The sequence below is a fragment of the Bradyrhizobium sp. USDA 4532 genome, assembly GCF_024171315.1.
Taxonomy (GTDB): domain Bacteria; phylum Pseudomonadota; class Alphaproteobacteria; order Rhizobiales; family Xanthobacteraceae; genus Bradyrhizobium; species Bradyrhizobium australafricanum.
Genome location: NZ_JALJZN010000001.1, coordinates 2499168 through 2521845, shown reverse-complemented (window position 1 = coordinate 2521845; position 22678 = coordinate 2499168). Strand labels below are relative to the sequence as shown.

23 protein-coding genes are annotated in these 22678 nt (G+C 62.1%); 8 read left to right on the top strand and 15 right to left on the bottom strand.

Features of this window, described 5'->3' with window-relative positions; translation table 11 throughout:
- Nucleotides 1-382: 382 nt before the first annotated feature.
- Nucleotides 383-649, bottom strand: a complete 267-nt coding sequence (locus J2R76_RS12300) for a hypothetical protein (RefSeq protein WP_253624028.1) — start codon at nt 647-649, stop codon at nt 383-385.
- Between the two features lie 1053 nt (nt 650-1702).
- Between J2R76_RS12300 and J2R76_RS12295 the strand changes: the two genes are divergently transcribed.
- On the top strand, nt 1703-2083 hold the full coding sequence (locus J2R76_RS12295) for a hypothetical protein (RefSeq protein ID WP_253624027.1): 381 nt from the start codon (nt 1703-1705) through the stop codon (nt 2081-2083).
- Nucleotides 2084-2263: 180 nt separating this feature from the next.
- Here the strand turns inward: J2R76_RS12295 and J2R76_RS12290 are convergent, their stop codons facing one another.
- Nucleotides 2264-2509, bottom strand: coding sequence for a helix-turn-helix domain-containing protein (locus J2R76_RS12290; RefSeq protein ID WP_253624026.1), 246 nt, complete (start codon nt 2507-2509; stop codon nt 2264-2266).
- A 148-nt stretch (nt 2510-2657) separates the two neighbouring features.
- Here J2R76_RS12290 and J2R76_RS12285 point away from each other — a divergent pair, with 148 nt between their 5' ends.
- Together J2R76_RS12285 and J2R76_RS12280 are read left to right on the top strand one after the other, a co-directional pair.
- Nucleotides 2658-3719 carry a restriction endonuclease gene (locus tag J2R76_RS12285; protein ID WP_253624025.1) on the top strand — a complete coding sequence of 354 codons (1062 nt, stop codon included), beginning with the start codon at nt 2658-2660 and terminating at the stop codon, nt 3717-3719.
- 234 nt (nt 3720-3953) lie between these two features.
- Nucleotides 3954-5030: a hypothetical protein gene (locus J2R76_RS12280; RefSeq protein WP_253624024.1), complete on the top strand. Its 1077-nt coding sequence runs from the start codon at nt 3954-3956 to the stop codon at nt 5028-5030.
- Between the two features lie 156 nt (nt 5031-5186).
- On the opposite strand, the gene J2R76_RS12275 is transcribed toward J2R76_RS12280, so the two are convergent.
- The 7 genes from J2R76_RS12275 to J2R76_RS12245 form a co-directional block, all read right to left on the bottom strand.
- A complete protein-coding gene (locus tag J2R76_RS12275) occupies nt 5187-6515 on the bottom strand; it encodes a DNA methyltransferase (RefSeq protein ID WP_253624023.1) in 1329 nt (442 codons plus the stop codon).
- 75 nt (nt 6516-6590) lie between these two features.
- Nucleotides 6591-7040, bottom strand: coding sequence for a hypothetical protein (locus J2R76_RS12270; protein WP_253624022.1), 450 nt, complete (start codon nt 7038-7040; stop codon nt 6591-6593).
- A gap of 23 nt (nt 7041-7063) precedes the next feature.
- Nucleotides 7064-7246 (bottom strand): hypothetical protein, encoded by a 183-nt coding sequence (locus tag J2R76_RS12265; protein WP_253624021.1) that lies wholly within the window; start codon nt 7244-7246, stop codon nt 7064-7066.
- 19 nt (nt 7247-7265) lie between these two features.
- On the bottom strand, nt 7266-7550 hold the full coding sequence (locus J2R76_RS12260; RefSeq protein WP_253624020.1) for a DUF5681 domain-containing protein: 285 nt from the start codon (nt 7548-7550) through the stop codon (nt 7266-7268).
- Nucleotides 7534-8100 (bottom strand): hypothetical protein, encoded by a 567-nt coding sequence (locus J2R76_RS12255; protein WP_253624019.1) that lies wholly within the window; start codon nt 8098-8100, stop codon nt 7534-7536. The genes J2R76_RS12260 and J2R76_RS12255 overlap by 17 nt, the downstream gene beginning before the upstream one ends.
- Nucleotides 8101-8526: 426 nt before the next feature.
- On the bottom strand, nt 8527-9567 hold the full coding sequence (locus J2R76_RS12250) for a hypothetical protein (protein WP_253624018.1): 1041 nt from the start codon (nt 9565-9567) through the stop codon (nt 8527-8529).
- 325 nt (nt 9568-9892) lie between these two features.
- Nucleotides 9893-10312, bottom strand: a complete 420-nt coding sequence (locus J2R76_RS12245) for a hypothetical protein (protein ID WP_253624017.1) — start codon at nt 10310-10312, stop codon at nt 9893-9895.
- Between the two features lie 255 nt (nt 10313-10567).
- Here J2R76_RS12245 and dinB point away from each other — a divergent pair, with 255 nt between their 5' ends.
- Complete coding sequence (dinB, locus tag J2R76_RS12240; protein WP_057017284.1) at nt 10568-11815, top strand: DNA polymerase IV; 1248 nt, start codon at nt 10568-10570, stop codon at nt 11813-11815.
- Nucleotides 11816-11929: 114 nt separating this feature from the next.
- A complete protein-coding gene (locus tag J2R76_RS12235) occupies nt 11930-12139 on the top strand; it encodes a hypothetical protein (RefSeq protein ID WP_057017092.1) in 210 nt (69 codons plus the stop codon).
- A gap of 81 nt (nt 12140-12220) precedes the next feature.
- On the opposite strand, the gene pyk is transcribed toward J2R76_RS12235, so the two are convergent.
- The 6 genes from pyk to J2R76_RS12205 form a co-directional block, all read right to left on the bottom strand.
- Nucleotides 12221-13636, bottom strand: a complete 1416-nt coding sequence (gene pyk / locus J2R76_RS12230) for a pyruvate kinase (protein ID WP_253624016.1) — start codon at nt 13634-13636, stop codon at nt 12221-12223.
- A 3-nt stretch (nt 13637-13639) separates the two neighbouring features.
- Nucleotides 13640-14935, bottom strand: a complete 1296-nt coding sequence (locus J2R76_RS12225; RefSeq protein WP_253624015.1) for a glycerate kinase — start codon at nt 14933-14935, stop codon at nt 13640-13642.
- Between the two features lie 30 nt (nt 14936-14965).
- Complete coding sequence (gene oxlT, locus J2R76_RS12220; RefSeq protein WP_229190205.1) at nt 14966-16324, bottom strand: oxalate/formate MFS antiporter; 1359 nt, start codon at nt 16322-16324, stop codon at nt 14966-14968.
- 65 nt (nt 16325-16389) lie between these two features.
- Complete coding sequence (locus J2R76_RS12215) at nt 16390-17172, bottom strand: fumarylacetoacetate hydrolase family protein (RefSeq protein ID WP_253624014.1); 783 nt, start codon at nt 17170-17172, stop codon at nt 16390-16392.
- Between the two features lie 5 nt (nt 17173-17177).
- Complete coding sequence (locus tag J2R76_RS12210; protein ID WP_253624013.1) at nt 17178-18197, bottom strand: 2-dehydropantoate 2-reductase; 1020 nt, start codon at nt 18195-18197, stop codon at nt 17178-17180.
- Between the two features lie 85 nt (nt 18198-18282).
- Entirely contained in the window at nt 18283-18696 is a 414-nt protein-coding gene (locus tag J2R76_RS12205; RefSeq protein ID WP_057017285.1) for a CBS domain-containing protein, read from the bottom strand.
- 238 nt (nt 18697-18934) lie between these two features.
- On the opposite strand from J2R76_RS12205, the gene J2R76_RS12200 reads away from it, so the two are divergent.
- The 3 genes from J2R76_RS12200 (at nt 18935) to hyi (ending at nt 22574) form a co-directional block, all read left to right on the top strand.
- Nucleotides 18935-19783, top strand: a complete 849-nt coding sequence (locus tag J2R76_RS12200) for an IclR family transcriptional regulator (RefSeq protein ID WP_168856847.1) — start codon at nt 18935-18937, stop codon at nt 19781-19783.
- Between the two features lie 181 nt (nt 19784-19964).
- The gene (gene gcl / locus J2R76_RS12195) at nt 19965-21752 is read left to right on the top strand and encodes a glyoxylate carboligase (RefSeq protein WP_168856846.1); all 1788 of its coding nucleotides are present in this window, start codon (nt 19965-19967) and stop codon (nt 21750-21752) included.
- A gap of 36 nt (nt 21753-21788) precedes the next feature.
- Entirely contained in the window at nt 21789-22574 is a 786-nt protein-coding gene (gene hyi, locus J2R76_RS12190) for a hydroxypyruvate isomerase (RefSeq protein WP_141341031.1), read from the top strand.
- The last annotated feature ends 104 nt before the right edge of the window (nt 22575-22678 follow it).

Sequence of the window (22678 nt, the reverse complement as noted above, 5' to 3'; positions counted from 1 at the left end):
CTCGCTGCTACCGTCAAACGTATCAGGTTCGTGAGCAAGGAAGGAACTTCCCCGCAGCTTCAAGAACGCAATGTTCGATGTGACGCTGTAGATTTGGTTAAAGAAAGCCCGACCAGCTTGACGCTGACCGGGCTGCCCAAATCCCGCAAATGCCGGGGATTGGCGTTGATCAAGCGGCCAAACGCAAGTTCCGACGAACGGCCTTCGCAGGAGGCTCGCCGATAATCCGCCGCAACTCGGCCGCGACGCCATCGAGCACCGCGCGCTTCTGCTGCATGCGCGGCGAGTGGTTGACCGAGTTCGTGCGGAACAATGGCTCGATCGCGTGATCCGCAATGAGGCGCGTCGTTGCGCTGAATGATTTTTTGCCTGCGCGACAGGCTCAGGGATGGGGCCTCTTACGGCGACCGAGGAAGGGGGACAGGCGCTCGAACAGCGTCGGCGCAGCGGACTCTACGGCGAGTGCGGTCAATCCTGCTTGCTGCAAGTCTACGAGCGAGCGGACGTTGCTGCGCGCACGCCGCCGGATCTCATCTGCAATCCGCTTTCTAAGAGCAGAGCTGTCGCGGCCAGGCGGGATCTTTTTGCACACATAGTCCATCGCCGCGGTCATGTTTGCGATCGTGTTGTGGTCGAATTCTTCAAGCATTTAGAGGTTCCACCATCCACCAGAAGGGCTGCGCGGGCGACCGAAGCGCCTATCGAGCGGACCGATTCCACCGCCTTAACAAGGTCATTTGCGCCGCGCACCTTGGGGTGATCGAGCTATTTCCTTTACGAGCTCGGTCAATCGGCGTTCGTTCGTCCACGACGTGAAGCTGAGCAGCTTGAGCGTGTCACCGGTGGACCTCAACGCCGGCATACGGCACTCCTCTGGATTGACCGTTGTGGGTCAGGTTAGCGAAGGGCATCTGCCTTCCCATGACGATGTATCGCGGTCTCCAGCGAAACCAAATCCGAGGCTGCCCGTTAGCGAAGCCTTTTAGGTTTGCTCATCTCAGCGAGTCCGTTTGGCGTAATCCGGTAACGGATTTCGCCGCCGATCTGTTGAACCTCGATCCATTGATTGTGAAGCAAGGTCAGTTTCAGTTTTGGCTGATCGGGTAGGTCGGACGAGCGCATCCATGCCCCGTTCCGAAGATACTCTAGAAACTGCCGATGGCGCTGGTTGAAGGGCACGGCCAAGTCAAACCCAAAATACTCGCAATCGATCACGAGGCGAGTAAGAAAAATGCAATAAGGCCCCAAAACCCACTGAGACGACAATTGCGATCAGCGCAATGCGGATTGGCTGCAATCCACCCCACACCACGGAAAGCACTTTTAATAGAATCGCAGACGGCGAGGAGATGCATCGTAGGGCCTCCATGCCGACGCGTCTTGGCCCATTTGGGTCACAGGCAATCCAGTCAAAAAAGATGCGCTCCATGACGCCATTCGGCGCGTCGGCTATGCGCGCCAGCCGAGCACTCTGGGGTAGTCTTCAGGTCGCGCGCAACCTCGAGGACAGCGACATCTTCGCATTTCGTCCGGCCGTTGGATGTCTGCATTGACAACGGTCGGGATAGAGACAACGTTTGGCGCAACGCGACATTGGATCGTGGTGCCTTAACCATGACCCGCTCCGATCGTTGAGCTCATGGTCGGTTGATTGGAGCACGAGACCAACTTTGCAGCACGAGATCGATTTTGATGACCCAAGTTGTTTTCACCTGCACCGATTGCGGTGCGCTTTATTTTGCAGTGCAAGAGCAAAGGCGTGCCCCGGCACCGCCGCGGAGCTTCAATTGCGCAGAGTGCAACGCGCCAGTCCATTCATGGGAAGGCCAATTCAACTACACCCGCTGGAGGAGGTTTTGTCCCGGCCCGCAACGCGATCAGAGATCGGGGGGTGATCTTGAGGCAAAGCGAAGCTGTCGATGCAGCGCAGGCGTTCAGGCTGCTGCGGGCCTTTCGCTCGATCCGCGACCGTGCCGCCCGATTTAGAATCCTCGAAAATGCTGAGGCCATGGCGAAAAACCAATGGCGCCACGAAACGGCCGACGAACATCGATGCTGGCCCTCGGATATCAGCCTGCACTGATCATTTTACGCCGATATCGGATGATCGTGCCTGTGCCAGGCAGATCGCCGGTTTGGCCCGGGAGAGCTTAGCCAGCGCGGCGGTAAATGGCGCCGTAGCACGCGGTCGGCTTTGCGGTGGGTTGGGGATACGCCGGTTCGACGCCGATTGCGCGAGGTAGGCGGCGGGCTTGCCGTGTGCCTAGCGGCCCTTGCCACGCAGAAATTGCCTGAACAGCTTTCCGGGATCGGCACCAAGGGCTTCGGCGATTGCGATGAACTCGATGACATCGAGCCGCCGTTCGGCGCCCTCATATTTGGCAACAAAAGATTGCGGCTTACCAAGTTTCTTGGCCAGCGCGTGCTGGCGAATGCCGGCCTTCTGTCGTTCCGCGACGAGGAGCGCGATAAGGCGTTGATATTCGGCAGACTGGAGGGATTTTTGCATCGCCGCCGGGCAGTGAGGATTCGGGCGACAGACAATCTGATCCTAGATTCGGATTATCCCAAAATCGGATATTGTTAACCGTAACCTCTTAGGGTTCGGGACACTCGCTCGACTTTAGGACCGGAACGAGCGAACTGATCGGTCCGCGATGATGCTGTTGGGATTGGCGGAGATGGCGATACAGAGCAGCGGTGCAGGAGGGCCTATCGAGGAACAGAACGGTAGTCGTTCCTTGGCCATACCGAGCGCGCGCCGATGCGAGAGCAGCGCGGATAAACCGTTCCCGTTCAATGTTGGCGCGGTGCGCTACATTAAGCTGGGTGAGCGCGGCAAATGGGCCAGCGAGGCGATAAGGGAAGGCATTCTGCCGTTTGGATATCGCGCCGTAACACATTCGACATGCGTGCAGGGCGATTGGGACAGGGTGCGCCATGAACTCGCTGCGATGGGCCGAACGAAAGCCGGAGTAGGGCAGGGCTTGCGCGAGCTTCAGGCGTTTTATTCGTTGGGTGAAGATACCCTATGGGTGACCATCGCGGACGGACATCTTTGGTGGACGTTCGCGGACGCGGCCGTGATTGCGGCCGGTGACGATGATGCTGCGGCGCCGGCTCGGTTTCGTCGCACGCGCGGCGGCTGGCGGTGTACCAGCCTGAGCGGGGAGCCACTGACCTCGCGTAGCTTAAGCTCAGTGTTGACCAGCACCGCGAACTACCAGATGACGATCTGCGCGGTCCGCCACCAGGATTATTTGCTGCGACGGATTCGCGGCGAACGCGAACCGCTACGCGCCAAGGCTGATCTCCTGCTAGCGGAAATGACCACAACGGTCGCCGCCATGGTGCGCCGCCTTGACTGGCGGGATTTCGAGACGCTGATCGATTTGATCTTCTCCCGCGGCGGTTGGCAGCGAACAAGCCCGCTCGGTGGCAACCAGGCCGACGTCGATTTGATCTTAAGGCAGCCGCTCATCGGCGAGACCGCCTGGGTGCAGGTCAAATCACGAACCTCGCAGGCTGAATTCGAGGATTACCTTGGCCGGTTCGAACGCGAGGCGAACTGCGATTTCTTCTTCTTTTTCTATCACAGCGCGCCTCGCCCGATTGATGGGCCTGCCCACACGAGGGTCCGTCTTTGGTCGGCCGACCAAATAGCGAGCGCGGCGATCGACGCCGGTCTGGTGCGCTGGCTGTCCGAACGCTCGACGTAACGTGGTCAACTCTTGGCGTCTAATCCTCTCTCGCCGGCAGAAATAACCTTTTGCGCCGTACCAATTTTACGGTGTCGAAAAAGTGCCATCGGGGCAACGAGTTGTATTCTAGCAACATCGTTCGGAAAGGTGCGTCGTTAACCTTCTTTGGCCATTGCGCGACCGCGCGCTGTGCCGACAATCCGCCTCGTCACATGCTGCAATCTGGCTCCCGCGGAGCCCGTGGAGGCTGGGATGATGGACTCGCGGCAGGTGCGGGCGGCGGCGTTGGGCGGGACGGTCGTTCTGTCGGGCTGTATTGTCTCGTGGTGTGCGGCGTTCGGTTCGGCTGGCATCGAAAGGATCGGCGCGTCAGTTGATGATTCCTACGCACCTGCTGTTGTCGCCGATGCCGTATCCGCGACATCTGCCGCGTCGAACGGTGCCGTCGATGATCCCAATGCCGCGACCATGAGCCAACAGGAAACGGCGGCGATCACCAATGCTGCGCCGACCGTGCACGAGACGGAACCTGTCGTCGCGGCCGCGAATACGCCGGATCCGGAACCTCGGTTGGTCAAGGCGGCGGTGGACTCCGTCGAAATCCTCGACGAGTGCTGGGACGTCAACGCCTGCATCGACCGCTATCTGTGGGCGCTCTATCAAAGGACACCCAAGGAAGGCACTATCAAGGTGCCGGAGCAGAGGCAGGTGACGGTCAAGAGAAAGAAGAAGATGGTGACGGTCACCAGAACCTTCACTAGACTCGTCGATGAGGATTTCGCCTGGAAGGACACCAAGTCGGCCGAAAGAGCCGGCATGCCCATGATGGACTACGTCATGGGAGGCGTCGATCGGAGCTTCAGGCTGAAGCTCTTTCATGCGCTTCTCGCGGCGGAGCAGGCCGGCCTGTCGCCCGGCATCACCAGCGCTTTCCGCGATGACTACCGCCAGTCGATTGCAAGCGGGCTGAAGGCCGCCAGCAACAGGTCGTATCACGGCGGCAGCCTTCGTGGCGGCTACGGCCATGGGCTCGCGGCCGACATCGTCAGCATCGACGGCGCGACACGCGACGACCGCTTTAGATCATCGGAAAAGCTCTGGAAATGGGTCGACGCGCACGGCCGGGAGTTTGGCGTCGCGCGCCCCTATCTCGATTTTGACCCGGCTCATCTGGCGCCAATCGATGGCCGAGAATATGCTGCCCACCGCGGCGGTGTCAAAACGCGCCACGTGACGCTGGACGCCAAGACGCGCCGCGCGGCGCACGATAATCACGCCGCGGTGAAACGGGCAAAGACCGCGAAGTCATCAAAGGTGCGAACGATCTGAGCGGGATTACGATAGCCCGTATGGTGGGGTTAGCCCACCGGGTCCGCGCAAAAGCGCGGCCCGATGACGGCTTCGGCCTAACTTACAGCAAAATATCACGTTGATGGACGCGGTTTTGTCCCGGCCATTGCACTTTGCTTTTGAGAGAACCATTCATCAATCGCGCTCGTTTTCAACAGCGACGGTGCGTGCTTGGAACGGCTCGCCCGTTGCCTTAAGGACGGCGTCGAGGCCGCAGGCGGTTTGCATGCGCCGCACGGCGATGTCGCAATATTGCGGGTCAAGCTCGATGCCATAGCCGACCCGTCCGGTTCGCTCGGCTGCGATCAGGGTGGTTCCTGAACCGACAAAGGGATCGAGAATGATGCCGTTGCGATGGGAGCAATCACGGATCGCGTCGGCGACCAAGGCAACGGGCTTGACGGTTGGATGCAGCACAAGGTCCTCGCGGCCATCGCCGAAGCCGCTTGCGCCGGCGTAGGTCCAGACATTGCTGCGGTTGCGGCCATACTTGCCAAGCCCGATGTTGTTGAGGTGCGGCGCCGTTCCTGCCTTGAAGACCAAAACGAGCTCATGCTGTGAGCGGTAGAGCGAGCCCATACCGGCGTTGCTCTTGACCCAGACGCAGATATTTTTGAGCTCGGTATAAGCCGCCTGGCCGGCGCTCATCATATGCACGATATGGCGCCAATCGATGCATTGAAAATGGATGGCGCCATCATCGGAGTAGGCGACGAGGTGGGCGAAGACCTCGGACAGAAAGTTTGTGAATTCGCCATCCGACATTTCGCCCGAGGCCATGGCAAACTCCCGATGCTGGATCTGGCCAAGCCCCCCGACATGGCCTGCGATCGGGACATTGTAGGGCGGATCGGAGAAAACCATTTGGGCGCGCGCATCGCCGAGCAGAGCCTGGTAGGTCTCGACTTTCGTCGCATCGCCGCAGATCAGCCGGTGCGGCCCGATGCACCAGATATCGCCCACTCGGCTGATCGGAGGTCCCGCGGGCGGCGGGATCGGCAGGTCCGCGGCATCCTGCTGGGTGTTTGTCGCCTCGCCGATTAAGATGTCGATTTCCGGGAGCTCAAAGCCGGTGATCGTAACGTCCAGATCGATCTCAAGGTCCGAGAGGTATTGAAGCTCAAGGCCGAGCAATTTCCGATCCCAGCCGGCATTCTCAGCAAGCTTGTTGTCGGCAATGACATAGGCGCGGATCTCGGCCTCGCTCATTTGCGAGAGGCGGACGGTCGGCACCTCGGCAAGGCCGATGGTCTTTGCGGCCTCGAGGCGGCCGTGCCCTGCGATGACACCATGGTTGTCATCGACCAGAACCGGGTTGGTGAATCCGAATCGTTGGATCGCCTTGGCGATTTGGGCGATCTGCTGCTTTGAATGGGTGCGGGGATTGTTCTTACGCGGGTTAAGATCGCAGGTGCTTTGGTAGGTTAGGTCGAGTTTTCTGGTCCAGCGTGGATTATCTAACATGGTGGTCTCCCGTTGTGGTTCATGCGGGAGACCTACAGATTCAGGACGGCTGGATCATTCAGGATAACGCGCGGGCTATTTGTCTGAAGAGATCCGATTGAGAAACGACCGCCAACTGATGGGGAGGCGCCACTTTCTGATGACGATTTTTGCAGCCCGCTCATGCGGCGGTCCGGACCACCAATCTTGGTCGCGCAGGATCGACCAGCCGCCAAGGCCCGAGCTTCGGTCCCGCTTGATCAACCAGCTGAGGTGAGCCCCGTAATCCGCGCTGGCCGCGGCAAATCGAATTTGCTGGATCAGACGCTCTTTTGGCCGACCGGCCCTTCGCTTCAACTCGCCGCGGAGGCCCTTTGCGACCAGATCCAAAAACCAGGCGGGCAAGGCTTGATGCGCGTTGGCCGACAGGATATCGGCGAGCTGCTGCGGGGTTGGAATTTCGCCGGCATCGAGGAGGCGCTTGCAGTTTTGCAGGCTGGTCGCCTCGAACAGGTCGTAGAGCGTGGCTTTGGATACATCGTCCATCGGATCACCAAGTGGCAGATCGGTTAGATCGAATACTTCTCATGAAAAGCCAGCAACGCCTCGCCCAACGGGGATGGTTCGCCGCGAACGGCCTTGAGAAATTCGTCGGCCTCCACATTGATTTCGGTACCCGGCTCGATCTTGTGCCTATTGGCTTCCTCCTCCCGTTTTATCCACTCGTCCTCTGTTAGGGCTTCCGGCGACAAGAGTACGGGACCTTTATTTTCAGGCTGTTCCGTGGCGGTTAAGGTCGCGCAATTGATCGATTAGGACGGCGGCCGCGGGGTGTCCGGTTGCTGCGACCGCCTTGAGCTTGAGGATCGCGATCTCAAGCCGGCTCATCGATTCGGTCTTGCCGGAGATCCCGACGCGTTGGGTTTTGAGCGCGAATAGGCGCGTGAGCCGCTCGATGCTGACCGCACCTTTGGGGCGGCCCTTCGGGTTGCCGGAGGTCCCTTGACGGAATTGCGTCGCAACCGGCGGCGATCTTCTTCTAGGCGTCTCGGCCATCACGCACACCTCCTCGATCCATTACGCTCTGATAGGTCGCCTCGGCCTGTTCTTTTAGTTGTTCGATATGTGCGAGATCGCGCTCATATTCGCACCTGACTTGCTCGTAGAGATCGGGATCCCAAGGCGGCGGACCGACGCATTTGAAAAGCCGTGCAGCGAGCGACATCGGGGTGCCATCGGGTACCACGACGACGGAGCGATTTACAATTTGCGGCGGCGGATCGAGCAATTTGGCGCGCTTGCATTCTTCCAGAAACCGCTTGATCGCGCGGATTTCGCCCCCGACCGCGCGCTTGAACAGCCCGTGCAGCATCGCCTCATGCGGATGCAGTTTGGTAAGTTTGCCACCGATGCGGGCTTCGATCGGCCGCTCCAGCAGCGCGGCAATATCAGGGGCGTGCTGTTTGTCTCGGCGCCGACTGGTCCGTAAAGGCTGCGCCCGTACCCCAAAGCGGGTCGCCTTGGGTGGTTTGCCGTAACCGACCTCGTAGGTCTCGTTGCGCGGCTCGTCCTCGCCGCCGGGTGCCTCATCGCCGTCTTTGCTCATTGCGCCGCTCCATCTTTCGCACCGCGGACGCGAGCGGGCCTTGGGGCACAGCCCAAAAACCAACGCAGGCCGAAGCGCGGTTAACCGCGTTCAGTTGTGATCATCATCGATTTGGTTTCTGGGGGGCTGCCGGTTAGGATCGGCCGGGCGGCTCAAAACCAGATATAGGCCCGGATTTTTGATCGTCAAACATATTTGGCGATGAGGTTAACATGCAAGGCGGCGGCGCTCTGCTGCAGGCACCTTGGGGCAGGAGGTTTGCCGCGCCCGCAGCGAAATTTCCCGTGCCGCGAACGCCAATTTTCCCGTGACGCGTTTGTCGGGAATTGCCCGAAAAAATCCAAATCTCCCAGTGGCTTGGCACGAGAGGTAGCGTGTAAATGGGGGCACATTTTCGTATTTGCCCTGTTAATTCCCGTAAGTCCGCTAGTTCGGCATCAGCACGGCATCGATGCGGCGGCTGTTTCGCGTGCTGATGACGATGGCGCCGTTGCGGGTCGCAAATCTCGCACCGACAAGCCGCGGCACTTTTTCCGTCAGCGACGAAGGCAGCGGAATCATTCCGCCGGTGACGGGATCGCCGACGTTGATCGGCGCGACGGCTGCGCCGGCCGAAGGCGCTGCCTTGATGTACTCCCTGATCAACTGAATCTCTTCACGCGAGAGGCTGAGCGCGGCCTGTTCGCCCGCGCCGTCAGCCAGCTTCTTTTCCGCCTCGGCCCTGTCTTGCGCATCTTGCTGCTGGGCGGCATCGCGTCTTGCGACTTCGACCTGTTCGAGTCTGGTGAGGCGTTCCCTCAGCGGCGCGATCTCGCGTCGCAACGCGGTAATGTCCGACTTCAGCGAAGAGAGCTGACCAAGTGCAATCGCGGCGGCAACGCAGGCGACGACCGAGATCAGGCTGAGGCATGCCACCGCGAGCCCCGTCAATCCGCCTCGACGATCGGCACGACGATCCCCGACATCCTCCGCGGGTCGCCGTCGCCGCGCGGCGGCGAATTTCGGCTTGATCGTGCCGAGCAAGCTGACCAGACCGGACAGCCGCGCAGCCACCACCCGGTTCGCCTCTTGAAAGGCGCCGAGTGCAGGCGCCGGGACGACCGGAGAGTGCGCCGAGGGGATGCCGGGAGCAGTAGTCGAACGGCCCGCGCCGGATGGCTGGCGGCCATCGTGGTCCTCGCGCGTCATGCCGGGGAGCTCGAGATCAACGTCGTCGGGACGGTCGATCGCAGTATCCGCAACGTAATGGCGCGTGTCGGCCACAGCGGCGTCCAATCGTTCCGTTTCCTGTCGATCGGGTCCGTGTTCGATGCGGACGGCTTCAAGCGAGCGCCACAGCGAGAGTCCCGAATCGGTGATCTGCAGGCCCGCGTCGTTGATCGATGCCCATCCCGATTGGAAGACGTCGGCGTCGCCAAGCTCGGACGGCCGCTTCGACTGTGTGGCTTCATCGCCGGCCGCGATCATGCGCTTGACCTCGCGGCTTACCTCGTCGATCGCGATCCGCTGCCCGGGCCTTGCGGCCAGCACACTCAGGATCGCCAGATTGAACCTCATGCGGCGCCTCGCGATGCTCCTCAACCGGCCGTGCCGCCGTTCCGCTCCCCTGCAGGCGACGTGCGAGCCTCAGCGGGGTCGAAGCGGATCAATCATGTCGGCGCGGACGTCGGTCGGTCAGGGAGTCAGGCAAGTGTACCGGCTCGCCAAGGGGCAAACAATCCGGCACCAGACCTACGAGAGGGATAAGTCGGCCCGCAAAAGACACGCGTCGGGATCGCCTTCGTTGCGCGTCTCAGAGAAACTCGCGAAGCCTGGAAAGCTCGATCACATGCTCGGGTGACAGCACGTCGGGAACGAGGGGAGGCTGCGACTTGGTCCGGATCTCGTAAAGATGTCGCGTCTTCTCGGGCTTGCCCATGAAATCCCGAATGCATTGGTCGAGCGTTCCATTGACGACCATATAGGGCGCGCGATCCTCTCGCCTCGAGTTGTTGAGAGAAGGCCATTTGTAAAGGTGGGCCGCAGCTTGGAAGTCCACCTGATGGGATTGGTCGGTCATTGCAAAATATCTACCCGAAAAGCCCTGCGCGGCAAAGTCAGCCGGCTGATGAGTGAGCTGGTGCGGCAATACGCGCAAGCTGCGTGCGGCAGAGGCCGCCGTCATGCACTCGAACGATCCGCCGATGTGCCTCGCGTTGATGCCTCGCAGCAACTCCCGCTTCGATCTCCCGCGGACCGAGATCGGGGGCGATCGGGCGAAGCCGGCTGAAGGGAGCGCCGGCAGGCCCCTCGCGCGGCGCGCGCAGTGGCAGCGCGCGTTGACGAACCTAGCTCGTTCGCTGCGCCAGCGGCCGTGACGACGCGTGCTGGATTGACTCGATTCCAAAATGTTCCTATTTTGTTCTATTGTCAATTTCCACGTCCGGAGACGGGCGGCTTCGGTCAGGTCAGGGATGAACGGGTCGAGATGGCAGCCGCAGCCACCATCCTTCATGCGGACCTGGATGCATTTTACGCATCGGTCGAGCAGCTGCTCGAGCCGTCGCTGCGCGGCAAGCCGATCGCCGTCGGGGGCGGGGTTGTGCTGGCGGCGTCGTATGAGGCCAAGGCCTTCGGAGTGCATGGCGGCATGTCGGGGCGGGAAGCGCGCCAACTGTGCCCGCAACTGGTTTTCGTCGGCGGCCATTTCAGCGATTACCAGCGGCTGGGTGACGCGGCCATCAAGGTGATCGGCGACTTCACGCCGCTGGTCGAGCGAATTTCGATCGACGAGGCGTTTGCGGACGTTGCCGGCTGCACTCACCTGTTCGGAACGCCTGCCGAAATAGCCGCGTCGATCCGGTGGCGCGTACGCAGCGAGCTCGGCCTTCCGATCTCGGTCGGCGTCGCCCGCACCAAGCATCTGGCGAAGATCGCCTCGCAGGTCGCAAAGCCCGACGGACTTGTCGTCGTTGATCCCGACGCCGAGCTGAGCTTCCTTCACGAATTGCCGGTTGAGTTGATGTGGGGAGTAGGGCCAGTCACCAGGATGCGGTTGGATGCGATCGGCGTCGCGACGATCGGTCAGCTCGCCAAATTGTCGGAACGGTCGCTGACGCACTTGCTCGGTCCGGCAGCGGGCGAGAAACTCGCCGCGCTGGCCTGGAATCGCGATCCGCGACAGCTCAAGCCACACCGGCGCGCGCGATCGGCGGGGGCACAATCGGCGCTTGGCCGAAAGCCTGCGATCGAGCAAGTCATCCGGCCCACGCTGCTTCATCTCGCCGACCGCGTCGCCACGCGGCTTCGGGCGAAATCACGGCCTGGACGAACCGTGACGGTGCGCGTCCGTTTCGCCGACCTGAAGTCGGTGACGCGCTCGATGACGATCGATGCGCCGGTGTGCACGACCATCGTCCTGGCCCGGCTCGCCGAGAATCTCGTGCGCGCTGCTCTTGCCGACCATCCCGGCGAGAAGATCATCTCGCTGCTGGCGATCTCGGTTTCGCATCTCGAGGAGCATTGGGATCTTGCACTGGAGCTTCCACTCGGACTGGAGGACGAAGCGCTTCGGCCTGGAAGTCCGACAGGGATGGCCCGCTGGGCGGCGGACCGTGCGATCGACAAGATCCGCGATCGCTTTGGCTGGGAGGCGATCGGATATGGTTCAGCGGCGCTGGAGGCGGTTCATTCGGTGCCCGACGCGTTTCGCAAGCTTGCCGAGAGAGATCTCTAGCGTTCGCCGGTTCACGTATCCGTCACTGCATTAAGAAAAGGCAATTTGGAATCGCGCGCTTGTGAGTGGCGACCCCGTACGACCGGCTTATTTTGAGGCGGCGGAGGGACAGCCATGAAGTACAGCGCCGAACTGATCCAGACGATGCGCGAAGCGTTGGATGCGGTCATGGCAAGCGTGCCGGCGGATCAATCCGTGTTCGGTCTCAAGGCCGCTGTTGCGGAATGCATTCTGCGAGCCGCAGCTCACGGCCAGACATCGTTCGACGGGCTCGTGACGTCGGCATCCGATCAGCTTCAGTCGATCATCTCGATGCTGACCTAGGCGATCGGGATGCGCGCGACCGCCGCGTTCACCTCGCCGCGCGGTGCGCTGATGATGCAATCGCTCGGGCCGACGGTTCTCTCAGGGCAGCGATACGACCCGTAGATTGTTGGTTGTTCCCGCTTGTCCAAAGGGAATGCCGGCGACCACGACCAGCAGATCGCGACTCGATGCAAACTGCTCTGCATGCGCGAATGTTGTTGCGCGCTCGACCATCTCCTCATAGCTCTGAACGTCGTCGGAAAGCACGCTGTGAGCCCCCCAAAGCAGGCACAGGCGGCGGGACACTTCGCGGCTTGGGGTGATGGCGAGGATCGGGCGGCTCGGCCGCTTCCGCGCGACGCGTGCGGCCGTGGTGCCGCTCGACGTATAGGCCACAATGGCTGCGGCGTGAACCACGGAGGCGAGATCGGCCGCCGCCGTTGCCACGGCATGCGGTGGCGTTTGCTCTTCGCCGGGCTGGGTCGCCTCGACGATCGAGCGGTACATCTTGTGTTGTTCGGTGCTGCGGATAATGCGGTCCATCATCTCGACCGCCTCGCGCGGATATCGGCCTGTCGCGGACTCCGCCGACAGCATCACGGCGTCTGCGCCGTCATAGATGGCGGTCGCAACATCGGAGACTTCCGCACGTGTCGGCGTCGGGGCCGCGACCATCGAGTCCAGCATTTGCGTGGCGACGATCACGGGCTTCACCGCGAGACGGCAGGCCCGCACCAGCTCCTTCTGGCGCCCCGGCACGTCCTCATGCGGGATTTCGACGCCGAGATCTCCCCGCGCAACCATGATGGCGTCGCACAGCTGGATGATATCGTCGATCCGTTCGAGCGCTGCCGGCTTCTCGATCTTGGCCATCAGGCCAGCGCGGTCCCCGACGAGGCCTCTCGCCTCGATGATATCCGAGGGCTTCTGCACGAACGACAGCGCAACCCAATCCACGCCAAGTTTCAGGCCGAACTCCAGATCGAGGCGATCCTTCGCGGTCAGCGGTGAAAGATCGAGGACCGTACCCGGCAGATTGACGCCCTTGTGATTCGAGATCGTGCCGCCGACGATCACCTTGGCTTCGATGAAATCGTCACCGAGCCCGGTAACGCGAACGCGGACCCTGCCGTCGTCGATCAGAAGGTCATGGCCGGGGGCAACGGCGGCAAAGATCTCCCGATGCGGGAGGGGAATTGCGGTTCGGTCGCCTTCCGATCCGGACAAGACGAACCGAATGGTCTCTCCGGCCACTGCGGCGATCTTTCCATCGCGCAAGGTGCCGACGCGGATCTTCGGGCCCTGGAGGTCCATCAGGATGCCGATCGGCCGGCCGACGTCCTGTTCCAGCTTTCGGATCGCCGCGTGAATGCGTGCGTGATCGCTCTGTGTTCCGTGACTGAAGTTCAGGCGGAACGTATCGACGCCCGCCAGCAGCAGTGCCTCGAGCATCTCGGGGGAACTGCTTGCTGGACCAACGGTTGCAACGATCTTGGCTCGTCGATGACGACGCATGAATCACCCCGTCGGTGGCTGGCCGGCTGCGATCAGCACGGCACGGATATCATTGACGTTCGTAAGCGTCGGCCCGGTGCGCACGAGGTCTCCAAGGCGGTCGAAGAACGTGTAGCTGTCATGAGCAGCCAGGTACGCTCGTGCGTCAAGCAGATTCGCGGCGGCGCGCCGCAGCGTATCCGGACCGATCAAAGCGCCAGCCGCATCTTCCGTTCCATCAATTCCATCGCTGTCGCCCGCAACGGCCCAGATATCGGATGCGCCGGACAGGGCGACGGCAAGCCCCAGCAGGAATTCGGTGTTGCGGCCGCCGTGTCCCGCCGGTCCGCGCCCGATCGTCACCGTCGTCTCGCCTCCGGACAGCAGCACCGCGGGGGCAGGGCCCGGCTGCGCATATCTCGCGACCGACCGGGCGATGCCGGCCATCACGGTTCCGAGTTCCCGTGCCTCGCCCTCGATCGCGTCTCCAAGGATGATCGGCGTCAGGCCTTCGTCCCGGGCGGCGCTGGCCGCAGCGTCAAGTGCATGGAATGGAGCGGCAAGGATGCGGACATCAGCATCGATCTCGCCGGGCTTGGGTGTCTCGTCCGCTTGTTCGAGCACAAGCCGCGCCGCTTCCGGCAGGTCGATTGCAAAGCGGCCAACGATCTCCAGCGCAGCGGCTTTCGTGCTGCTGTCCGGCAGCGAGGGACCGGAGGCAATCGCCGCGGGATCGTCGCCGGGAATGTCTGAGATCACAAGGGTCGTGACGCGGGCGGGACGGGCGGCCAGCGCCAGCCGACCGCCCTTGATCGCGGACAGATGTTTGCGGACGACGTTCATCTCGGCAATCGTCGCGCCGCTTGCAAGGAGTGCCCGGTTGACCGCCTGCTTGTCGGCGAGAGTCATCGGAGATGCCGGCAGGGTCATCAGCGCCGAGCCACCGCCGGACATCAGGGCGATGACGAGATCGTCTGCAGAAAGCCCCTCGACGGCGCGCAGCATGCGAAGGGCCGCGGTCCTGCTCGTGTCATCCGGCACGGGGTGAGACGCTTCGAGCACTTCGATACGGCCGGCTGGAACCGAATGGCCGTGGCGCGTGACGACGACGCCGGAAAGCGCGACGTCAGGCCATGCCGCGTCGAGGCCCGCAGCCATTGCCGCCGACGCCTTACCCGCGCCGACGACGATGCATCTGCCCCTCGGCTTTGCCGGCAGGGCGTCGGCAATCGTGATCCTCGGATCGGCGCTCGCGATGGCGGCGTCGAAGATTCGCCGCAGGGCGGTCCGAGCCCGCACATCCGTCCATCTGTCGTTCAATCGCTTGCGCTCCGGCCGATAGGTCTCTTGTTATGGCGCCTTCTCGAGACGGTCGTAAGACATGGGTGCCTCAAGTCGACCGCCTTCACCGGGAAAGACCTTTGCGCGAGCGATTGCGGCACTTGCCGTCGCTTCACTGCCGAGAATGAACGCGCGCCGCATCGGCTTGATCAGGAACAACGCGGTGAGGGCAGCGGTCGCATTGAGTGCAACCGCGACGATGAACACGGCCTGCCAGCCGAGCTGGGAAGAGATGATGCTCGCGAGCGGCACGAGCAGCGCCGCCGTGCCCTTCGCCGTGTAGAGCATGCCGTTGTTGGTGGTTGCATATTTGGCGCCGAACGTGTCGCCCGACGTCGCGGGAAACAGGCTGTAGATTTCGCCGAAGACGCCGAAATAGATCGCCGTGGCCAGCACGAAGACAACCGGAATGTGACCGTAGGTGGACAGCGTCAGCAACATCAGCGCCGCTGTCGCGAACGCGATGAACATCGTGTGCTCGCGCCCGATATTGTCGGAGACCCAGCCAAAGAGCGGACGGCCGAAACCGTCGAAGACGCGATCGAGCGAGATGGCAAACGTCAGTGCCGCCATCTGGAAGCCCGCCAGGGTGACCGGCGTGTCCGCGATCTTGAAGTCATGGGCGATCGGCCCGATTTGCGCGGCGGTCATCAAGCCGCCGGAAGCCACCATGACGAACACCACGTACATGACCCAGAAGACCGGGGTGCGCAACACCTGGGGCGGAGTGTAGTCGATCGCACTCTGCGGCAGATTGAGACGCTTTTTCCTGGGTGCTTCGACGCCATGCGGTGGCCGGACGAACCAGGCCAGCAGGATGACGATGAGGCCTTGTCCGATCCCGAAGGTCAGGAAGGTGCTCTGGTAGCCGCTGGCGGCAATCATGTTGGCAATCGGTACGACGGTGAGGGCCGCACCGGCGCCAAACCCGGCGGCGGTTGCTCCTGCGGCCAGGCCGCGCCGGTCCGGAAACCATTTCAGGGCATTGCCGACGCAAGTGCCGTAGACGGCGCCGGCACCGATGCCCGCGACGACAGCTGCCGCATAAAGCGTGACGAGAGAGGAGGCGTATGAGTTCATGATCCAGGCCAACCCGATCATCAGCCCGCCGAACATGATGACGATGCGGGGGCCGTATTTGTCCACGAACCAGGCCTCCACCGGCACAAGCCATGTCTCCGTCATCACGAAAATCGTGAAGGCGAGCTGGATGGCCGGACGGCCCCAGTGAAACTTCGCGTCGATCGGATCAACGAACAGCGTCCAGCCATATTGCAGGTTGGCGATCATCGCCATGCAGACGATGCCGATCGCCAGTTGCAGCCAGCGGAAGCCGCCGGGCGATGATGCCGGGTTGGTGGAGATCATGTACGCTCCTAAGGCAGATAATCGTCGTTTGGGCCGGCTGCGTCGGGTTGTCGTCCCGCCGCAGCCTACTGACGGAATTCGTTGGTCAACTCGCCGATTCCGTCGATCGCGACGGTGACCGTGTTGACGGGCTCCTTCATCACCCCGACGCCAATCGATGTCCCGCAGCAGATCAGGTCGCCCGGCAACAGCGTCATGTCGTGCGAGATCTTGCTGACCAGCGTCTGTGCGCTGAAGATCATGTCCGCGATCGGGTAGTTCTGGCGCTCGACGCCGTTCAGAATGGTGCGCACCACAAGGCTTGCGGGGTCGAGGCCTGAGGCAATCACGGGGCCGAACGGGCCGTATCCATCGAAGCCCTTGGCCCGCGCCCATTGCGGGAAGGTCGGGTCGCGATTGAGGATGTCCGCAGCGGTGACGTCGTTGGTGCAGGTGTAGCCGAAGATGAAGGCGTCGGCCTGCTCGGGCGCGACCGCCGCGCAGCTCCTGCCGATGACGATGCCGAGTTCACCTTCGTAGGTCGTCTTGCCATCATAGCCCAAGGGACGCCTGATGACGGCACCAGGCGCGGTGACGCTGGTCGGCGCCTTCAACAGGTACAGCGGTTCGGCAGGCTCAGGTGATTTCAGCTTCTCCGCAAGCGCGTGAAAATTGTTCCAGAGCGCGATGACCTTGCTCGGCTGCGTCGGGGCGAGCAGCTCGACGTTGTCCAGCGCCAGCGTTTGTCCAGTCGGTCGCATGTCGCCGAACATGTCCCCTTCGTGCACGGAGATGCCGGATGGAATGAGTTGCCCGAAGCCGATTTCGGCATGGTGGCGGAAGCGGACCCAGCGCGTAACATTGGCCATCGGGATCACGCCACCGCCAGCGTTTCTGCTGCTGCGGCGCCGGCCGCCCCGTCATAGAGGCCGGCCAGCCTGGTGCGCTGCGCGACCAGGGCCAGCACCGCATCGAGGGCGGGCGTCGCGATTCCTGTCATCCGGCCCATCTCCTGCACCACGGTGATCAACGGATCGATCTCGACCGGACGTCCGCGCTCGAGATCCTGCAGCATCGAGGTCTTGTGCGCGCCGACCTTGCGCGCACCTTCGATGCGGCGTTCGACATCGACCCGAAACTTGACGCCGAGGCTTTCCGCGATCGCCTGGGCCTCCAGCATGATCGCCCGGGACAGCGCGCGCGTGCCCGGATTGCTGCAGATCACGTCGAGCGTCGCGTGGGTGAGGGCGCTGATCGGGTTGAAACAGACGTTGCCCCACAGCTTGAGCCAGATCTCGTCACGGATACGGTCGAGGACCGGAGCTTTCATGCTCGCGGCCACGAACAGCTCGGAAAGTTTCTGGACGTCGGATGTGATCTCGCCGGAGGGCTCGCCCAGCGGAAAGTTGTTGCCGTAGACATGGCGGATCACGCCGGGCGCCTCGATCTCGGTGGCGGGGTACACCACGCAGCCGATCGCGCGCTCGGGGCCGAGCTCGTTCCACTGCTGACCGCCAGGATCGATGCTCTCGAGCGTCGATCCTTCGTGCCGACCACCGTGCTTGTGGAAATACCAATAGGGAATGCCGTTGACGGCGGTGACGATGCGGGTCCGATCGCCCAGCAGCGGCCGCATGGGCTCGATGACACCGGTGATCGAATGCGCCTTGAGGCAAATGATGACGTAATCCTGCTCGCCGAGTTCGGCGGGGTTATCGGTGCAGCGAGGATGCACGACGCGCTCCTCGTCGCCGATCAGGAGTTTCAGGCCGTTCTGCCGCATTGCGGCGAGATGCGCACCCCGCGCGACCAGGCTGACATCGGCACCAGCACGCATAAATTCGACACCGAGATAGCCGCCGATCGCGCCGGCGCCGTAGATGCAGATTCTCATTCGATCCTCGCAAGCAGAGTGGGGACACAGCAGGAGCCGCAGCGGCTCGAACCGAGTAGCGTGGCAATGGCCTTGGGCAAGTCTGTCAGGCCGCGCAGGCGGCTTCCTCGAAAGCAAGGGTGATGTCCCGCATGCTCACGACGCCGACGAGCCGGCCGTTGTCGATGACGGGGACATGGCGGATTCCATGACGGGCCATGAGGCGCTCGACATCCGTGAGCGCATCTTGCGAATTGCAGGACAGCAGCGGCCGCGGCGAGATGAATTGCGCGACTTTCATCGCAAGACCATTAGTGCCGCGCTCGGCGATCACCGCGACGACGTCGCGCTCGCTGAACATCCCGATCACGGCGGCGTCCTTGCTGCGCGAGGCGTTCCTGACCACGAGGGCGCCGACATTGCTCGCGTACATCAGGTTCGCCGCAATGCTCACGGTTTCGTTCGAGCCGATCGTCACCACGTGCGCATTGTTGGCGCGAAGGATGTCCCCGACGTACATGGCATCGTCCTCCCGGTTGCTTGATTTGGTCGTTGTGAGGCGATCGTGGTATACATTATCCCAGAAGTCAAACAAAAGAATCGAGCCATTTGCCAAGAAGAATGGCAAAAATACTGACCTATTCGCGAGCATTGTCGCCTTGACTCCATGGCCTTTTGGTATGCCATATGCCAATTCTGAAGCTCGCTCTCGACGAGCAATTTCGTTCTGAACCGCAACCGGTTAGGGGCAGGTCGTGATGAAAAGAGAGCCGATCCGGCGCAAGCCGTCCGATCCCGATCTTCGCGCGCAGCCGGAGCTGGACGCGCGCGACGGCGGTGTTCAGTCCGTTGATCGCGCCATGCAAATCCTGGAGACACTTGCAGAGGATGATGAAGGCTATCGGCTGACCGATCTGGCGATCCGCACCGGCCTGTCTCCCTCGACCGTACATCGGCTGCTGACCACGCTCGAGAACCGCAGGTTCGTTCAATTCGACCGCGACGAATCCAAGTGGCACATCGGCGCGCAAAGCTTCGTGGTCGGCTCGACCTTCGTGCGCCGGCGGAATTTTGCCGCGCAGGCACTGCCTTATCTGCGCAAGCTGCGCGACCAGACCCGGGAAACGGCCAATCTTGCTGTGGTCGACGATGAATCCATCATCGTCGTGTCCCGCATTGAAAGCCGTGAGATCATGCGCTCGCTGACCAAGGTCGGCGGACGCGTCGCGATGATCGCCTCGGGAGTGGGCAAGGCGGTGCTGGCTACCTATTCCGATGCAGACGTCAACGCGATCATTCGCCGTCAGGGCATGCCGCGGCTGACGGAAAAATCGATCGTGCGGCCCGGCGAGTTGTTCAAGGAATTGGAGAGCGTGCGGCGTCAGGGTTATGCGGTGGATGATGAAGAGGCGCGCCTCGGCCTGCGCTGCGTGGCCGCGGTCGTCTTCAACGATTGCAACGAGCCATATGCCGCAATCTCGGTATCCGGCATGGCGGACAGGCTGACGAACGAACGCTTGCCCGAGATCGGTACGATCGTGCATCGGATCGCAGCCGAACTCACGGCCGAACTTCGCGGGAACCGCACGCTGCAAGCGCAGGCGTAGGGCGGGCTGCAATTCCGTCCGCAACAATTTCCATTTCTACGCTGACGCTAATCGTTTGAAGACGCGCAAGAAATCGCGAGCGTTGCCACAGCGCGGAAATTCCAATCGATTGCGTTGAGATCGATGCTCGCGGGCCTGATGATCCTGCTCAGGCCAACTCATAGCGAGGCGGGATCATCACATGAAGATGCGAGCAGTCGATGCAGCAGTGCGCATTCTCCAACGCGAAGGGATCACGTGCGCATTCGGCGTTCCCGGCGCAGCGATCAATCCGCTTTACTCCGCACTGAAGCGCAACGGCTCGATCCAGCATATTCTGGCGCGGCACGTCGAAGGCGCCTCGCATATGGCGGAAGGCTATACCAGGGCGAAAGCGGGCAATATCGGCGTCTGCATCGGCACATCGGGTCCGGCCGGCACCGACATGATCACCGGCCTCTATTCGGCGATCGCTGATTCCATTCCGATCCTCTGCATCACCGGTCAGGCGCCGCGGGCGCGGCTCTACAAGGAGGATTTCCAGGCCGTCGACATCGAGTCGATCGCAAAACCAGTGACGAAATGGGCCGTCACCGTGCGCGAGCCGGCGCTGGTGCCGCGCGTGTTCAGCCAGGCTTTCCATGTCATGCGGTCGGGGCGGCCGGGACCGGTGCTGATCGACCTTCCGCTCGATGTGCAACTGGCCGAGATCGAGTTCGACGACGAGACCTATTCACCGTTGTCGGTCTACAAGCCGACGGCGACGCGCAAGCAGATCGAGAAGGCACTCGAGATGCTGAACGCCGCGGAGCGGCCGCTGATTGTGGCCGGCGGCGGCGTGATCAACGCCGATGCATCCGAGCTGCTGGTCGCCTTTGCCGAAGCGGTCAACGTTCCGGTCGTTCCGACGCTGATGGCCTGGGGCGCTATTCCTGACGATCATGCGCTGATGGCAGGCATGGTCGGCTTGCAGACCAGCCATCGCTACGCCAACGCCACGATGCTCGAATCCGATTTCGTGCTCGGCATCGGAAATCGCTGGGCCAACCGGCATACCGGCTCGATCGAGACCTACACGAAGGGCCGCAAATTCGTGCATGTCGACATCGAGCCGACGCAGATCGGGCGGGTCTTCAATCCGGACCTCGGTATCGTCTCCGACGCCAAGGCCGCGCTGGAAATGTTCGTGAGCGTCGCCAGGGAGTGGCGGAAGTCCGGGAGGCTGCGCGATCGGCAGGCCTGGCCCGCCGCCTGTCGCGACCGCAAGCGTTCGATGCTGCGCAAGAGCCACTTCGAAAACATCCCGATCAAGCCCCAGCGCGTCTACGAGGAAATGAACAAGGCCTTTGGCCGCGACACCTGCTACGTGACCGTGATCGGATTGTCGCAGATCGCTGGGGCCCAGTTCCTCAACGTCTACAATGCGCGCAACTGGATCAACGCCGGGCAGGCCGGTCCTCTCGGCTGGACACTGCCGGCCGCGCTTGGCGTGCGTGCCGCCGATCCCGACCGCGACATCGTCGCGCTGTCGGGTGACTACGACTTCCAGTTCCTGATCGAGGAGCTCGCGGTCGGGGCGCAGTTCAATCTGCCCTACATCCACGTCGTCGTGAACAATTCATATCTCGGCCTGATCCGGCAGGCGCAGCGCGGCTTCGACATGGACTATCACGTCCAGCTCTCGTTCGAGAACATCAACGCGCCCGAGATCGGCGGTTACGGCGTCGACCATGTGGCCGTCGCAGAGGGTTTGGGCTGCAAGGCGATCCGGGTCACCGATCCGAACGACGCGCAGGCGGCGTTCGCGACCGCACGCGAGCTGATGGCGAAGCATCGCGTGCCCGTGGTCGTGGAGTTCATTCTCGAGCGAGTCACCAATATCGCGATGGGAACGGAGATCGACAACATCGTCGAGTTCGAAGAGGTGCTCGATCTCCCGCTCGATGACGTGCCGAGCGCGTCGCGATCCGGCACGCTGTTGCCGGCCTGACCACATCATTCATCGCTTCAAGCGGAGATACGACTCGTGCCTCAATTTGCCGCCAATCTCACCATGCTCTTCAACGAGCTGCCGTTCCTCGATCGGTTCGCGGCCGCCAAGGCGGCCGGCTTCAACGCAGTCGAGTATCTTTTTCCTTATGACTTCGAAAAGGGCGCGTTGCGGGAGGAATTGGCGCGCTGTGGGCTGACCCAGGTGCTGCACAATCTTCCAGCCGGTAACTGGGCCGCCGGTGAGCGTGGCATTGCGATCCTGCGCAATCGGGTCGATGAATTTCGCGACGGCGTGGTGCGCGCGATCGACTACGCAAAGGCGCTGGATTGCCGGCAGCTGAACTGCCTGGTCGGCATCGCTCCAGCCGATACGGATAGGGCGGACCTGCAGGAAGTCCTCGTGTCCAACCTGCGCTTCGCCGCAGGCGCGCTCGCCCAGCATGGCATCAGGCTCCTCGTCGAACCGATCAACACGCTCGATATTCCCGGCTTCTTCCTGAGCCGTACGGAACAGGCGGTGCAGCTCATTTCCGAGGTTGGCTCATCCAATCTGTTCATCCAGTACGACATCTATCACATGCAGATCATGGAAGGTGATATCGCGCGGACCCTGCAGAAGCATCTGGGCCGGATCGCGCATGTCCAGCTCGCCGACAATCCGGGCCGTTATGAACCGGGAACCGGCGAAATCAACTACTGCTATCTGTTCAAGCATCTCGACAGCATCGGGTATCGGGGCTGGATCGGGTGCGAATACAAGCCGCGGACGACCACGCTCGAGAGCCTGGGCTGGCACGCCGCACAGACTTTCGTGACCTAGAGCCTGTTCCGTTCCGATTGAATCGGGACGGAGCTCTGGAATTTTATTTAACGCGGTTTCTTCACGCGAGCCGAGAGTCGCTCGCCGGAAAAACGCCTTCATCC